Below are 14,012 nucleotides of genomic sequence, written 5' to 3'. Positions count from 1 at the left end.
CGAGAACCTTCCGAGGGGCTTGCGCTGTTAAGACAAGATTTCTTCCGACTTTTGCCGGCCCAATTCTTTGTAAGCCACCGGCCCGCCGTTTTCATCAGGGCCATTCACGTTGTCGATGTCTAGTTCCATTTCCGCCCTGCGGGCGTTGTTGGCGCAGCCCAAGCAGGTTGTCATCACCACCCACCACAAGCCCGACGCCGACGCGCTGGGCTCGTCGCTGGCCTGGGCCGGTTACCTCAAGCAAAAGGGCCACCACGTCACGGTCGTGACGCCGTCGGATTACCCTGCCTTCCTGAACTGGATGGAGGGCAACGACGAGGTGGTTATCTACGAAAAGCGCCAGAACGACCGGCAGGTGCGCGACCTCATTGCCCGCGCCGAGGTCATCTGCTGCCTCGATTTCAGCTGCCTGGGCCGCATCAACGAGTTGGGCGAGTACATCCGCCAAGCCAGCGCCACCAAGGTGCTCATCGACCACCACCAGCAGCCCGAGGACTTTGCCGACATCGTCTTCTCGGTGCCCACGGCCGCCGCTACGGCCGAGCTGATTTTCGAAATCATCCGCGACCTGGGCGACCAGGACCTCATCACCAAGGGCATGGGCGAGGCGCTCTACGCGGGCATCATGACCGATACGGGCTCGTTCCGCCACCCCAGCACCTCGCGCAACGTGCATTTAATTATCGCCGAGCTGCTGAAGGTGCAGATTGATTTATCGTCGGTGCACCGCCGCATCTACGACTCGCATTCCGAAATCCGCCTGCGCTTCCTGGGCTTCGTGCTGAAGGACAAGCTGGTGGTGAACCGCGAGTTCAACACCGCTTACATCGCCATCACGCAGGAGGAATTGCGCCAGTACCAGAGCAAAACCGGCGATACCGAGGGCCTGGTGAACTACGCGCTGAGCATTGAGGGCATCGTGTTTGCGGCCGTATTTATTGACCGCGGCGTGGCCGTTAAAATCTCGTTCCGCTCGGTGGGGAGCTTCTCCGTCAGCGACTTCTCGCGCAAGCATTTCGATGGCGGCGGGCACCACAATGCCTCCGGCGGCATCAGCTACGAGCCCCTCGATGCAACCGTCGACCGCTTCCTGAGCATCCTTCCCGAGTACAAGGAGCAGCTCACGGGAGTACCGGCAGCCGTAGCGCCGCCGGTGGCGTAACTTTACACCGTTTCTGACCCTTCACCTTTTTTAATTTCATGCGTTTTTCCTCCCGCTCTGCGCGGCAGCTGGCCCTGGCGGCCGGCGTGCTGGGCTTCGCTTCTCTCACCGCCTGCAACAAGAGCGACGGTGATTTTGCCAAAACCAAGTCCGGCATCGAGTACAAGATTTATAAGAAAGTCGGCAACAGCTACGAGCGGCGCGAAATCGGCCCCGACGGCGACCCGACCTACAAAGACCGGGTGGGCAAGTTCCTGATGGGCTACACCGAATACCGCACCGGCAAGGACTCGGTGCTGCAAAACACCCGCACCGACATGCGCATGGCCGTGCCCATGCCCCTGCAGGAGCTGAAGCAGAAAGGCATGCCCGACGAGGCCCTGTCGCTGCTGCAGCCCGGCGACAGCGGCGTGTTCCGCTTCCAGGTCGATTCGCTCATCAAGCCCAAGTCGGGCCAGCCGGTACCGCCCTTCTTGCGCCGCGGCGGCAACTTCGTGCAGATGTTCGTCGCAACCACGCCGAAACTGGCCACGGCCGAGGAGGAAAAGGCCATGGAGCCCGAACTGCAGAAGCGCTCGATGGCCGCTCAGATTAAGAAGCGCATGGCTTCGCCCGAGTTCCAGAAGCAGGTAGCCGCGCAGCAGCAGGCGATGAAAACCATGCTGGGCACGTCGAAAGTAGCCGAGCAGATGAAAAAAGACGATGCCCTGCTGCAGGATTACATCAAGAAAAACGGCCTGACGATGCAGAAAACGCCCCTGGGCGTGTATTACCAGGTATTGAAGCCCGGCACCGGCGACAAGCCCAAGCCCGGCCAGATTGTGAGCGTGAACTACAACGGCACGCTGCTGAGCGGCAAGCTGTTCGACTCGTCGGACAAGCAGGGCCGCCCGATTGATTTCCCCATCGGCCTGGGCCAGGTTATTCCGGGCTGGGACGAAGGCATTGCCCTGCTGAACCCCGGCAGCAAAGCCATTCTGCTGATTCCGTCGCCGCTGGCTTATGGCCCCAACGGCGCTGGTGCCGACATTCCGGCCAACGCCCCGCTGCGCTTTGAAGTGGAGCTGGTAGCCGTTCAATAGTTATTTTTATTTCTCCCGATTCCGGCCAACGGGTGGCGCGGTGCCACGGCCCGGGCCCCTGCTGGCCGGAATTATGTTAGCTCCTCTCGATATGAATACTTCCCTGCTCCCGACGCGCCACTGGCTGCTGGCTGCTTTTTTGCTGCTGGCAACTCCTGCCCTGTGGAGTTGCAACAGCCAAACCACGCTGCAAAAGCAACTGAGTGAGCATCAGGACCAGCTTAAGCAAATCGACGACGATACGATTCAGAGCTACCTGCGCCGCAACAACCTGCTGACCAAAGCGACCAAGACCAACTCAGGCCTCTACGTCGTGAACTTGGTAGATGGCGCCGGAGCGGCCGTGAAAACGGGCAATCAGGTGCGCATGAAGTACGTGGGGCGGTTTTTAAGCAACGGGGCCCACCCGGCTTCTACCGGCTACCCGGCTTCGTATGGCGACCCGCGCTACCCGCAGGGGGCTATTTTCGACAACTCGGCCGATAATCGCACGGTGTGCGGTTGCGCAGTGTTCACGGCCGGCACCGGCCTGACGGCAGGCTTCGGCGAAGGATTACTGCTTTCGCGGGTAGGCGACCGCAAGCTGCTGCTGGTGCCGTCGCGCCTGGCCTATGGCCCCAACGGCACTACCGGCATTCCGACCGATGCGGCCCTGATGTTCGACATAGAGATTCTCGAGATTTTATAAGCCGCTTCGCATGTCATCGACCAATAACGGCCGCGCCCGGCTTTTCCGAGGTTTCCTGCTGCTGTTGCTGGCCGCACCGGCCGGCCACGCACTGGCGCAGGCCGGGCCGGGCACGACTTCGCTCCGGCCGCCACTCGACACCCTACATGCAGCCCCGCAGCGCACGCCCCACGGCGTGCGCTACGTGTTTCGGGAGCTCGGCACCGGCCCGCTCCCCAAGCATGGCCAACGGGTGAGCGCACGCTACGCCGGCTTTTTGCCCGACGGCCACCTTTTTGACGCTTCCGAAGCACAGGGCGGCCTGCTGAAATTTCGGGTGGGCCGGCACGAAGTCATCACCGGCCTCGATGAAGTGATTCCGCTGCTGCCCGTGGGTTCGCGCGTTTGGGTCTGGATTCCGGCGGCGCTGGGCTATGCCGCCAACGGTGTGCGCAACCCCGACGACGACAAGCAGTACCTGGTGCCCCCCAATACCCCGCTGGTTTTCGAGTTGGAGATTGTCGGCGTTCGCTAAAGAGCCCGGCTATTCTGTATGTTCCCTATGAAATATTTTCTTTTCAGCGCGCTGACCGCGCTGCTGGGGCTAGCCCGCCCTGCCCAGGCGCAGGACCAGCCGTTCGCCCGCCTGCCTTCAGGCACCGAGTATCGCCTGTTCCGGGCCGATGCGACCGGTAAGTACCAGCCCCGCGCCTTGGCCCCGACCGACGCGCCGTACGCCAGCCGCGCCGGCCAGGTGCTCACCGTGTTCATGGAGTTCCGCACCGGGCGCGACTCGGTGCTCATGAGTTCGCGCCGCATGCAGCCCATGCCGCAGCCCGTGGCCCTGCCGCCCCAAACCACGCCCGGCAGCCTCGAAGAGGCCCTGGGCTTGCTGCTGCCCGGCGACAGCGCCGTGTTCCGCTTTCCGGCCGATACCGTGTTTGCCAAAACGTTCCGCCAGCCGGTACCTCCCTTTATCAAACGCGGCGGCAACACGCTCACGGTGCTGGCCAGCGCCCGCGAGCTGCTGACGATGGAGCAGATGATGGCCCGCCAGAAGCAGATGCAGGCCGCCATGGAGAAGAAGGCCGCGCAGGCCGCTGTAGCCCAAACGGCAACTGACAACGCGCTGATAGCCGCTTACCTGAAGAAAAACCACGCCACCGCCCGCAAAACGGCCGGCGGCACCTACTACATCATCAAGAAACTTGGTACCGGCTTGCCGCCCAAAAAGGGCCAGACGGTGAGTGTGCTGTACCGGGGCACGGTGCTGAGCACGGGCAAGGAATTTGATTCGACGGCCAAGCGCAACAATACGCCGTTCAGCTTCACGCTGGGCGTGGAACAGGTAATTCCGGGCTGGGACCAGGGCATTGCCATGCTCACCAAAGGCAGCAAGGCGGTGCTGCTCATCCCGTCGCCGCTGGCTTACGGCGCCCGCGGGGCCGGAGCCGACATTCCAGCGAATACCGTGCTGCGCTTCGAGGTCGAGCTGCTCGACATTAAATAATGGGTTTCGGCTACACAAGAAGCAGCCCCAATGTCAGGTGACGTTGGGGCTGCTTCTTGTGTAGCCGAAATTCCTAATTCAACACTTCCGACAAGATTTCGAGCGAGCGAATCTCGCCCATCTGCTCCACGTGCAGCTGGTAGTAGCGGATGAGCACATTCAACAGTTCGTGGCGCACGCGGCCGTTGGGAATGGTGCTGCTGGCCGGGTCGCGCAGCAGTTCGTCGAAGTAGTGGTCGAACTCGCGCAGGCGCAGCGTGGCGGGGCCGTTGGCGCCGGGAGCCGTGGCGGCGTGGCCGGCCATAATTACCTGGTCGGTCAGCTCACCGCCCGAACTGATGCCGAACCCCAAGTAAGTGGCCAGTTCCAGCAGAAAGACCAGCGCGAAATTCTCCGCGCCGGCCGTTTGCCGGTCGAAGGCCAGGATGGAATCGTGCAGAAACTGAAACAGCGGCTCGTTCTGCTCTTCCTCGCGCACGGCCCGGCCTACTACTTCCGACAGGAACAGCACGACGCTGCTTTTCTGCACCTCGTAGGGCAACGTCTGGAATGGCTCGGCGCAGCGAAACTCGGAAATGCGGGTGAGGCCGCTGCTGCCGCGGGCCACGTAGGCCACCAGCTCCAGCAGCGTGAAGGGCTGAAACAGGGCAATGCGCCCGGGCGGCTTGGCTTTGCGCACGCCGTTCACCACGTAGGTCTGCACGCCCAATCGCTCGGTGTAGACGCGGGCGATGATGCTGGTTTCGCGGTATTTGAGGTAGCTGAGGACGATGCCTCGGGTTTTGATTAGCATGTTTTATGATGTGAAAATGCGGTAGAAATGTGTCCAATGTGAAAATACCCTGGGTCTTCGGGAGAGTCTGTTCCCGTTCAAGCCCTTTGTTTTATTTTCACATTACGCACATTTGCACATTCCAGAATCATTTGCTCAGCACGGCCACTTTACTCACGCAGCCGTTTTTGCCGTCGGCATCGGTCGAGAGCACCAGGTAGATGCCCGAGCGCACGCGCTGGCCGTCGGGCATGGTCAGGTTCCACGTCACGGCCCCGCCGGCCGCCGTGGTGGCATACACAAGGTGGCCGGCTACGTCGGTAATTTTCACGATGGCGTTGTTGGCCAGCCCGGTGATGCCCACCATACCCTGAAAATCGGGCCGCACGGGGTTGGGGAAGGCCGCTGCGCACCTCGGCTCGCCTTCGGTAACGGTAGCGCCGCCCCGGTAAGCTACCACGCCGGCATCGGTGGCCACCCAGACTTCGCCGGTTTTGTCGTTCACCTTCACATCCACGATGCGGTCGGAAGGCAGCGGGCTGTTGGCCGTGGTGAAGTGCAGCAAGGCCTCTTCGGCGTCGGGGCTGAAGAGCCACAGGCCGTGGTCGGTACCGAACCATTTGCGGTCGCCGCCATCGATGGCAATGGCGTGCACCACTTCGGTAAATAGGGCCGGAAATCCCGTGCCTTCGCCACGCTGCACGGTGGGCGTGCTAAAGCCCAGAGTGGACTGAAACGGTCCGCTGGGGTCATTGAATACCGCTACCCCCTTGATGGTGGCCGCCCAGATATAGCCCCGGCGGTCTTTCGCCAGCTCATAAATCTGGTTGTCGGGCAGGCCATTGGCCACGGTGAAAAAGCGCGGCGGATTGGCATTTTCAGGGTCGACGACAAAAATACCGGGGGCCGCGCTCGACCCGCCGCCGCGGTCCGACTTGCGCGATACCGACACCCACGCGTAGCCAAAATTGTCCAGCGCAATGCGGTCGAGCGCATCAAAGCCCGGTGTGGGCGGAATAACTTTCCAGGTGGTGGTGGCCGGGTCCAGAATCGACAAGCCGGAAATGCCGTCGCGCAGGTGGCGGTTCACCACCCAGACCTTGCCCTCGGGCGTAGCCGCCACATCGGTTATTTCGACGCGGTTAGCATCGCCGAAGGTGCCCAGAAGCGGGTTGGCGGCTGGCGTGTTCTGCCCGAATTGCCGGAATTTGCCCGGCCCCTGCCATTCGAGCAGGCCACCGCCGTAGTTGCCCACATACAAGGTGCCATCGGGCGTGCGGGTGCCGCGCACCGGGCTGGTAGGGTTGGGGAAATCGGCCACGCTGGGGAACGCAGTGGCCGTTACGTTGGTCCACTGGCCGTTGGCATACTCGTAGAAACCGGCCCGCGCATAGTCCGGCTGATACCGGTCTGAATACCGGCCGGTGAAGACATCCACGATGCTGGTACGCGCATCGGCGAGCAGGCTGAAAGCCCGACTGGTTTCGGGCCCATTGGCCAGAAACGTTTCGGCGGGCTGCCCCGGCCGCAGCCGCTGCAGGCCCAACTGGTAATTGGCCAGGAAATAGCTGCCATCGCGCGAGCGCACGGCATCCTGAATCGACGTGCCACGCGTGGGAGCCACTACAACACTCACGTTCCCGCCCCGGTCGACGCGGCGCACGCCGGCATCGTCGTCAATTATTAATGCGCCGATGCTGCTGGTGCGCAAGTTGCGAAACTGTGCCGTGTAGGTATTGGGCACTGCCTGCCAGCTGCCTGCCCCGGCCGGATTGAACACGTACAATCCGCCGGCAAACCTTCCGCCCACTGCCGCATACACCTTGCCATCGTACGCTGCTACGTAGTGGTAAATTTGCTGCGTGGTGCTCAGCGGCACGGGCAGGTACTGCGTCCAGCTGCGGTAGTCGAGCAGGTTGCTGGCCAAAGCGCCGCGCAACAGCCCGGCAGAAGTAGCCACGTACAGGTAGCCGTTGGCTGCGGCCGCATCGTACACGTTCACCACGGTGCCGCCGGGGCCAATGTTGCTGTACGTATCGCTTACTTCCAGCTTGTTAAGGTCAATAACGACCAGTCCGAACGTGGTCGAGAGGTACGCTTTGCCGGCTTCTACGGTGAGTTGGTTGACGTCCTTGCTGCCCTGAATCGCCTTGCGGAGCACGTCGCTCAGGTTGCGCACGCGGCCGCTGGCCGTTAGCACATCAATGTTGGTGTTGCGGTAGGCCACCACGGTTTGGCGGGTCGTCGAATCGTAAGCCACTGCCACGGCGGCCACGTCGTTCAGGCCATCGCGGTGCGAAAGAACCTGGGTAGTATTCAGCTTCTTATCAAAAAGATAAAAGGCGTTTTCGGCCACCACGTATACCCGGTCGCCGTCGTCGGCCAGGTGAGTGGGATGGTTGGTGGGCAGATGCAACTGCCAGTCGCCGTAACCAGCCGTGCTTTGGGCCTGGGCTGCACCAGCCAGCAGCATTATTCCCACTACTCCAGCCAACCAACGGAAAAGGTGCAACATACGCGCAGCAAAAATCTCAATGTGAAAGGAATACCGACCCATCGGCCGCTGGGGCCTAACGCCGGGCTTGGCCGTTTAGTGCGCGGCCTGGGCCGGCTCGACGCTGGCCGGTGCCTTGGCTTGCTGGCCTTCGAGGAAGCAGGGCCGGCAGCGGGCTTCGTACGAGTCGGTTTCGCCGAGCAGCACCTGGCTGGCACTGGCCGCGATGCGGTACGAGTAAGAAGCAATTTCGCCGCAGCACACGCACACAGCGTGCACTTTGGTGACGTACTCGGCCGTGGCCAGCAGCGCCGGCATGGGGCCGAAGGGGCGGCCGAGGTAGTCCATGTCGAGCCCGGCCACGATGACGCGGGTGCCGTTGTTGGCCAGCTGCGCGCACACATCCACCAGCGAGTCGTCAAAAAACTGGGCTTCGTCGATGCCCACCACGTCGGAGCCGGCCGCGAGCAGCAAAATTTCCGAGGCAATGGCCACCGGCGTCGAGCGGATGCGGGCGGCGTTGTGGCTCACCACGTCTTCGGCGTGGTAGCGGGTATCGAGGGCGGGCTTGAAGATTTCGACCCGCTGCCGGGCAATGCGGGCGCGGGTGAGGCGGCGAATCAGCTCCTCGGTTTTGCCCGAGAACATGGAGCCGCACACCACTTCAATCCAGCCCCGGCGCGGGGCGTTGTGGCGGTTGCCGACGCGGGGTTCAATAAACAAGGTGCAGCGCGTTTGAGGTGGGTTGGAAACCTAAAGTTAGCGACGAACACCCAAGCGAAAAGCGCCCTCGGCCCCAATTAACACCTCGCATCGGGGCAAAGCGGCTGACTAACTGCCTGCTTGCATTCGGTAGCCCGGTGCGAATAATCGCGCCGCTAGCAGTACTGCACGTGCGGCAGTTTGGTGGCTTCGGGCACGCGGCCGGTTACCTGCCCAGCGACGAGCCGGGCCTGGCAGGTGAGGCGCTCGGTGGGCAAGAGGCGGCCAGCCGCCCGGTAGCGCTCCTCGGCTGCCGTGAGCGGGGCCAGGTGCTCGGCACCGGCCAGCACCTGCACGCGGCAGGTGGTGCAGCGGCCTTTGGCCCCGCAGGCATGCATCCAGTCGTGCCCGGCGGCTTGCAGGGCCGCCAGCAGCGTGGCATCGGCGGGCACCTCGATGGCTGCGCCGGGCAAGTTTTCAATCGTGAGCAGGGGCATTTGTGCCTAACTTCGGCCACCGAAACCGGCCTTTTTATGAACGACAAATATAGCCTCGCCAAGTGCGCCCAGTATGGCCGCCGCCTGGCCGCCCGGCTCTGCGACCAACACTTCGGCCCCCAACCCGACGCCACCCTCGACGGCCCGGCCGTGCTCAAGTTCACCCCCATGCGCCAGCTCAACCTGCTGGTGGTGCGCCAGCTGCTGGGCCAGTGGCAGGCCGAAACCACCCGCCTGCGCAGCGCCTACTTCGATTTTGAAGCCGAGGCGGTGCAAGCCGCCCTCACGCAATTCATGAACGTGCTTTCACGGCACATTCGCCTGGGCCGGGCGGCATTTGAACCCCTGCTGGCCCAGGCCGCTGCCGATACGCTGGCCTTGGTGGCCGACCCGCTGGGTAGCTTCCAACGCCTGCTGTTGGGTGCGGCCGAGCACCCTACGCTGGCCAACCTGCGCGATGCCGCGCGCTACATTGATATCGACAAAGCGTTTTACCAGGGGTTTCTCGACAGTCTCTCAGCCAACAACCCGCTGAGCCGCGACTTCCTCACCCACCGTTTCGAACTGTACCACGCCGCCAATTACCGAGCCCATCAGTCCATGCAGCGCGTGGTTGAGGAACTTAGCTCCCTGCTGCCCCTCACTACTGCCGACCTGCTGGAAGATGGCCCGGTATCGTCCTTGAATACCCCTACGGCGGAGCCCGCCCCTGCCCCAACCGAACCGGCTACACCCACGCCACCCATCGCTACGCCCTCATTCGTGAGCGCCCCGGCACCCGCTGCCCCAGAAGCGCCGGCACCGCTGCTGGAGCCGCCAGTGGCCGCGCCAGCAGCGGTGCCGGCCCCGGCGCGGCCACTGCCCAATACCGAAGCAGTGCCTATTCCGCTGCACGAAAAGCTGAGAGCTGGCCAGCCCGCTGCGCCGGCCCTGGCCGATACACTCCGCCCCACAGCCGCCCCCGCATCGTTGGCCGAGCGCGCCGGGCCCAGGGTCGAAACCCTGCGCGAAGCCATTTCCATCAACCAGCGCTTCAGCTTCATCAACGAGTTGTTCAACGGCGAAAACATGGATTACCACGCCGCCATCCAACACCTCGATTCGCTGCCTACCGCCGAGCAAGCCCGTGCTTACGTCAGCAACGACCTTTCGCAGCGCTATGACTGGAGCCGCAAGGAAGAGCACGTCAACAAGCTGCTGAAGCTCATCGAACGCAAGTTTGCCTAGCCTCGCGTCCATCGTGCTGCCGTCGAGCCCACGCCTGCGCCGCTGGCTGTTGCCGTGGCTGCTGGCGGTGGCCGCCCTGGCCAACCTGGCCTATCCGATGTACGTGCACTACGACTTCTCGCACTCGCTCGACACGCGCAGCTACCTGCGCATGGCCAGCGGGCGCTTTGATAGCGTGAATGTGACCCGGCGCTACCGTGTGCTGGTACCCGCCGCCGCCGCCGCCGTCGCAGCGCCTGTTTCCCAAGTATACGCGCACATCTGGCCGCAACGGCCAGCAGGCCAATGGCCTTTGCGTTTCGCATTTTACCTTGTCAATTCCCTGCTGCTCGGCGCGGCCGGCGCCTGCTGGTTCAACACGGCCCGGCAGGCTGGTGCTGCCCCAACCGCCGCTGCGCTGGCCATGCTGGCCGTTCTCAGTAGTCGCTGGGCCGAATATGCGGCCGGCTTGCCGCTCACCGACAGCCTGTACCTGCTCGTTTTCGGGCTGGGCTATTACGCTGTGCGGCGCGGCCCCGGCAGCGGCTGGGCAGTGGTGCTGGCCTTGGCACTTGGCCCGCTTGCCAAAGAGTCGTTTCTGTTTCTGGTGCCTTGGCTCCTATGGTTTGGCCGGCCGGCGTTGGGGTGGCCCCGTCAGCTCCTGGCACTCGCGGGAGGGCTGGTACTGTTGTTCATCACCCATCAGGTCATTGATAGCCGCCTAGCCATATCCGCCGACCAATCGGTTAGCAACGCGCTGTCGCACCTCGATAACTTCAGCTATTCGTTCCACCGGGTGGCCTCTTTTAAAGGCCTCGGCGAATTGCTCAGCATCTTTGGTCTGTTCACCTTCATCCCCTTGCTAGCTTTTATCCGGCAACAGCGCAGCGCCATCATCACCACGGGCCTTTTTTCGACATTTGGCTCAGCCGAAATTAGCTTCCTTGCCGTCGTTGCGGCCCACATGCTGCTATCCGGCGACCTTGGCCGCATGGGCTATCTGGCCACTCCGGTTTTTTGCACGTTGCTCGCGCTCACCTTCACGCAGTGGCGGCGGCTGATACCGGTCTAGTCGGTGCCCGCAGTCCTGCCAACGCTAGGGCCAGCAGCAGCGGCCAGGCCGGCATCAGAAAGCGCGCCGCTCCCAGTGGGCCTGTCATCAGTGCCAAATAAGCCAGCAACCCTACCGCCAGCCAACGTCCGGCCCGTTCCGGGCCCGTTCCTTGCCCAAGCTCCCGAAAGCCGCGCACCGCCAGCAACAATCGCGTGATATTAGCGAGCAGTATTAGCAGCAGCCCCGCGAGCAGCCCCCAGGGCAGTTGCCCAATGGCACGCCATAGCCCGCCCGCCCGCACCTGCGCCAGCAAGCCACCACCTGCCAGCGGTGCCAGCCCCAGAAACTCACTGATATCGAAACGGCCAGGGTCGAGGAAAAACGTCATCATCCCCAGCAAGTGCTGCCGGGCATACACCCACGGGTGCGCCCGCAGTACGGCTCCCGCTTCTGTCTGAATTAGCTGCTGCCGGGCCGCGAAGCTTTGTTGCGCATTGGCCGCCCGCAACACCTTGGCTACCCAGGCTTCCTCCGCTGCAGCCCCATCCACTTGCCGCACTACCCCGGCCGCATTGTAGTGCAACAAATTGATTTCGGTTATGCTGGAAAAGTGGAAATAGCCTGTCCGCTGCTGGTTCCAGGCCATGTAGGCGCCTGCTACCAGTAGCGGAAGCAGGCCTATTATCACTGCCCACGCTTGCCGCGTGCGCCAACCAGCTACCAACCCAGCTAGTGCAAAGGCCCCGGCCAGCAACCCGCAAACCGGCTTCAGCAGCAACGCCAACGCTACCGCAGCCGCGGCCCCCAACCAGTACCGCCACTTGCCAGTGCGATAGAAAGCCAGCAAGGCCGCGACCAACCCCAGCAAAAGAATCTGGAGCATTCCCTCGCTCATCACCGCATTGGCATAAATGAGCTGTGCTGGAAATGTCAGCGCCAACGCAACCGCTGCCAGCCATTGCTGAGGCAGTGGGTGTGCGCGCCTACCCCACCAACCCAGCACCACGCCCAACGCCAGTACGCTGAGCCCGTTCTGCACCAGCAGCACCAGCCACGGTCCCGCCACACCGCCCAAAGCAACCAGCATCGCCGGATACCCCGGCGGGCGAATGGTGAACTCCTGCACTGCCTGCCCATAAGGAGGTGTGTTTGGCCATTTCCGTGCATATAGTTGGCCAAACTGAACCCAATTACTGGCTGCCTGCTGATAGCGCCCCGAATCCGGAAAATTCCAGTGTCCACTCTGGAGCACCCAAGCCAGCGCTAGTACGTGAGCCACCACCAGTACCATCCAAACCCAGGCCGGAACTCGCCCGCGCTCCATCAGCGAACCAAGTCTTGTTTGCGATACGCGTCTAAAGCCAGCAGGCTAAATAACAAAATAGTGAACGACCACAACGACGACCCACCGTAACTGAAAAACGGCAGCGGAATTCCCACCACCGGCGCCAAGCCAATGGTCATCCCCACGTTCACCGTAATATGAAAAAACAGCACGCATGCTACGCAGTAGCCATACGTCCGCCCAAATACCGATTTCTGTCGCTCAGCTACATAAATGATTCGCCAAAGCAAGGTCAGATACAATCCGAGCACTACGAGGCTTCCCATCCAGCCGAATTCTTCTCCTACCGTGCAGAAAATAAAATCAGTGCTCTGTTCTGGCACAAAGTCAAATTTCGTTTGAGTGCCTTGTAAAAAGCCCTTCCCCAACAATCCGCCCGACCCAATGGCAATTTTGCTCTGCGTCACGTTCCATCCCTTGCCCAAAGGGTCCGAAGACGGATTAAGGAGAATTTCTATCCGCTGCCGTTGATGAGGCTGCAGCACTTTATTGTAGAAGAAATCAACCCCTATCACCATGCCGATTACCGACACCCACACCCCCACCGCCAACGGCAGGTGATGTCGTAATATTCGGCGGTTTATGCCTAACACCACGACCAATATCACCGTGAATGCTAGTACCAACCACAGTTTCGGCACCAGCAAAGCCAGCAGCAGAATAATACCCGCAGCGGCCAGCAACAGCAGAATAAGCGGCGACATCCCTTCCCGAAAATATGCCAGCAGCAATGCCCCAAATACCAACGCCTGCCCCGATTCATTAGAAGCCACAATAAGCAGTGGCGGCAACAGCGTAATACCTGCCAACACCAACTGGTCGCGCCAGTTCTGATATCGAAGATTAATGCTGGCCATAAACCGCGAAGCAGCCAGTGCAGTTGTGAACTTCGCAAATTCTGCCGGTTGCAATCGCACGGGCCCAAGTTCCAACCACGACCTTGAACCCGCAATGGGTCGCGCCACTACCATTGTTACCAGCAGTAGCACAATCATCCCCGCATACAGTGCATACGCCAAAGTATCGTACGCCTTGTAATCCACTACCAGCAAAATCACAATAAGCACCAACGCCGTCCCAATCCACAGCAACTGCTTAAACCAATTGAATGCCATGAGCTTGTCAAAGCTCATAACATTTAGTGGATTATTCGGCGCATCCGGCGAATAACTTGAAGCATAAATGCACACCCACCCTAAACCAACCAGAACGGTATAGAGCAATACCGTAATCCAGTCAATATTTCGGCTATAGCGAGCCGGAGAAACTTGCACAGATAATTCAGATTAATAATTACCTCAAAATTACATCTTTTCTCCCTAAGAGCGACAGGTAGTCGCTACCTATTCAATAGCACACTATACCAATCGCCATGGAAAGCAAAAATCCCCTTAGCGCGCTGGTGAAAGCATGCGAAGGGGATTTTCCTTGGAAAAGGTTGGCGGCGACCGACTCTCCCACCGGTGAAGGCAGTACCATAGGCGCACCGGGGCTTAACGGCTCTGTTCGGAATGGGAAGAG

The 14,012-nt window shown here is 61.4% G+C and carries 13 protein-coding genes and 1 rRNA gene; 7 read left to right on the top strand and 7 right to left on the bottom strand.

Translation table 11 applies throughout. The features are described from left to right. Positions 1–115 precede the first annotated feature (115 nt). From MON38_RS17890 to MON38_RS17870, 5 genes are all read left to right on the top strand, one after another. On the top strand, positions 116–1,162 hold the full coding sequence (locus MON38_RS17890; protein ID WP_241937529.1) for a DHH family phosphoesterase: 1,047 nt from the start codon (positions 116–118) through the stop codon (positions 1,160–1,162). 38 nt (positions 1,163–1,200) lie between these two features. After that, positions 1,201–2,244 carry an FKBP-type peptidyl-prolyl cis-trans isomerase gene (locus MON38_RS17885; protein ID WP_241937528.1) on the top strand — a complete coding sequence of 348 codons (1,044 nt, stop codon included), beginning with the start codon at positions 1,201–1,203 and terminating at the stop codon, positions 2,242–2,244. A 91-nt stretch (positions 2,245–2,335) separates the two neighbouring features. Then, positions 2,336–2,932 (top strand): FKBP-type peptidyl-prolyl cis-trans isomerase, encoded by a 597-nt coding sequence (locus tag MON38_RS17880; protein WP_241937527.1) that lies wholly within the window; start codon positions 2,336–2,338, stop codon positions 2,930–2,932. A 10-nt stretch (positions 2,933–2,942) separates the two neighbouring features. Further along, a complete protein-coding gene (locus MON38_RS17875; RefSeq protein ID WP_241937526.1) occupies positions 2,943–3,446 on the top strand; it encodes an FKBP-type peptidyl-prolyl cis-trans isomerase in 504 nt (167 codons plus the stop codon). A 27-nt stretch (positions 3,447–3,473) separates the two neighbouring features. Then, a complete protein-coding gene (locus MON38_RS17870; protein WP_241937525.1) occupies positions 3,474–4,421 on the top strand; it encodes an FKBP-type peptidyl-prolyl cis-trans isomerase in 948 nt (315 codons plus the stop codon). A 73-nt stretch (positions 4,422–4,494) separates the two neighbouring features. Here MON38_RS17870 and recO read toward each other — a convergent pair whose 3' ends face one another. The 4 genes from recO to MON38_RS17850 form a co-directional block, all read right to left on the bottom strand. Further along, positions 4,495–5,214 (bottom strand): DNA repair protein RecO, encoded by a 720-nt coding sequence (gene recO / locus MON38_RS17865; protein WP_241937524.1) that lies wholly within the window; start codon positions 5,212–5,214, stop codon positions 4,495–4,497. Between the two features lie 127 nt (positions 5,215–5,341). Continuing rightward, the gene (porZ, locus tag MON38_RS17860; RefSeq protein WP_241937523.1) at positions 5,342–7,708 is read right to left on the bottom strand and encodes a type IX secretion system anionic LPS delivery protein PorZ; all 2,367 of its coding nucleotides are present in this window, start codon (positions 7,706–7,708) and stop codon (positions 5,342–5,344) included. A 75-nt stretch (positions 7,709–7,783) separates the two neighbouring features. Then, positions 7,784–8,410: a thymidine kinase gene (locus MON38_RS17855; RefSeq protein WP_241937522.1), complete on the bottom strand. Its 627-nt coding sequence runs from the start codon at positions 8,408–8,410 to the stop codon at positions 7,784–7,786. A gap of 155 nt (positions 8,411–8,565) precedes the next feature. Then, complete coding sequence (locus MON38_RS17850) at positions 8,566–8,886, bottom strand: 2Fe-2S iron-sulfur cluster-binding protein (protein ID WP_241937521.1); 321 nt, start codon at positions 8,884–8,886, stop codon at positions 8,566–8,568. Between the two features lie 36 nt (positions 8,887–8,922). Here MON38_RS17850 and MON38_RS17845 point away from each other — a divergent pair, with 36 nt between their 5' ends. After that, complete coding sequence (locus MON38_RS17845; RefSeq protein ID WP_241937520.1) at positions 8,923–10,113, top strand: hypothetical protein; 1,191 nt, start codon at positions 8,923–8,925, stop codon at positions 10,111–10,113. Then, a complete protein-coding gene (locus MON38_RS17840; protein WP_241937519.1) occupies positions 10,106–11,164 on the top strand; it encodes a hypothetical protein in 1,059 nt (352 codons plus the stop codon). Before MON38_RS17845 ends, MON38_RS17840 begins: the two co-directional genes overlap by 8 nt. Here MON38_RS17840 and MON38_RS17835 read toward each other — a convergent pair. The 3 genes from MON38_RS17835 to rrf form a co-directional block, all read right to left on the bottom strand. Beyond that, a complete protein-coding gene (locus MON38_RS17835; RefSeq protein ID WP_241937518.1) occupies positions 11,133–12,272 on the bottom strand; it encodes a hypothetical protein in 1,140 nt (379 codons plus the stop codon). The two genes, MON38_RS17840 and MON38_RS17835, sit on opposite strands and share 32 nt — an antisense overlap. A gap of 197 nt (positions 12,273–12,469) precedes the next feature. Further along, on the bottom strand, positions 12,470–13,765 hold the full coding sequence (gene rodA / locus MON38_RS17830; protein ID WP_241937517.1) for a rod shape-determining protein RodA: 1,296 nt from the start codon (positions 13,763–13,765) through the stop codon (positions 12,470–12,472). A 162-nt stretch (positions 13,766–13,927) separates the two neighbouring features. After that, positions 13,928–14,012 (bottom strand): 5S ribosomal RNA (gene rrf, locus MON38_RS23005); the annotation flags it as partial.

The organism is Hymenobacter cyanobacteriorum (genome assembly GCF_022631375.1).
Classification (GTDB): Bacteria; Bacteroidota; Bacteroidia; order Cytophagales; family Hymenobacteraceae; genus Hymenobacter; species Hymenobacter cyanobacteriorum.
Note: the sequence above shows the minus strand (reverse complement) of the source record. Positions and strands in the feature narration are given on the sequence as shown.

What these genes read in the sequence shown, in the direction of transcription:
- MON38_RS17875 (WP_241937526.1), top strand. Translation starts at nt 2,943, where the DNA reads ATGTCATCGACCAATAACGGCCGCGCCCGGCTTTTCCGAGGTTTCCTG.
- MON38_RS17890 (WP_241937529.1), top strand. Translation starts at nt 116, where the DNA reads ATGTCTAGTTCCATTTCCGCCCTGCGGGCGTTGTTGGCGCAGCCCAAG.
- MON38_RS17845 (WP_241937520.1), top strand. Translation starts at nt 8,923, where the DNA reads ATGAACGACAAATATAGCCTCGCCAAGTGCGCCCAGTATGGCCGCCGC.
- recO (WP_241937524.1), bottom strand. Translation starts at nt 5,214, where the DNA reads ATGCTAATCAAAACCCGAGGCATCGTCCTCAGCTACCTCAAATACCGC.
- MON38_RS17870 (WP_241937525.1), top strand. Translation starts at nt 3,474, where the DNA reads ATGAAATATTTTCTTTTCAGCGCGCTGACCGCGCTGCTGGGGCTAGCC.
- MON38_RS17885 (WP_241937528.1), top strand. Translation starts at nt 1,201, where the DNA reads ATGCGTTTTTCCTCCCGCTCTGCGCGGCAGCTGGCCCTGGCGGCCGGC.
- porZ (WP_241937523.1), bottom strand. Translation starts at nt 7,708, where the DNA reads ATGTTGCACCTTTTCCGTTGGTTGGCTGGAGTAGTGGGAATAATGCTG.
- MON38_RS17880 (WP_241937527.1), top strand. Translation starts at nt 2,336, where the DNA reads ATGAATACTTCCCTGCTCCCGACGCGCCACTGGCTGCTGGCTGCTTTT.
- MON38_RS17850 (WP_241937521.1), bottom strand. Translation starts at nt 8,886, where the DNA reads ATGCCCCTGCTCACGATTGAAAACTTGCCCGGCGCAGCCATCGAGGTG.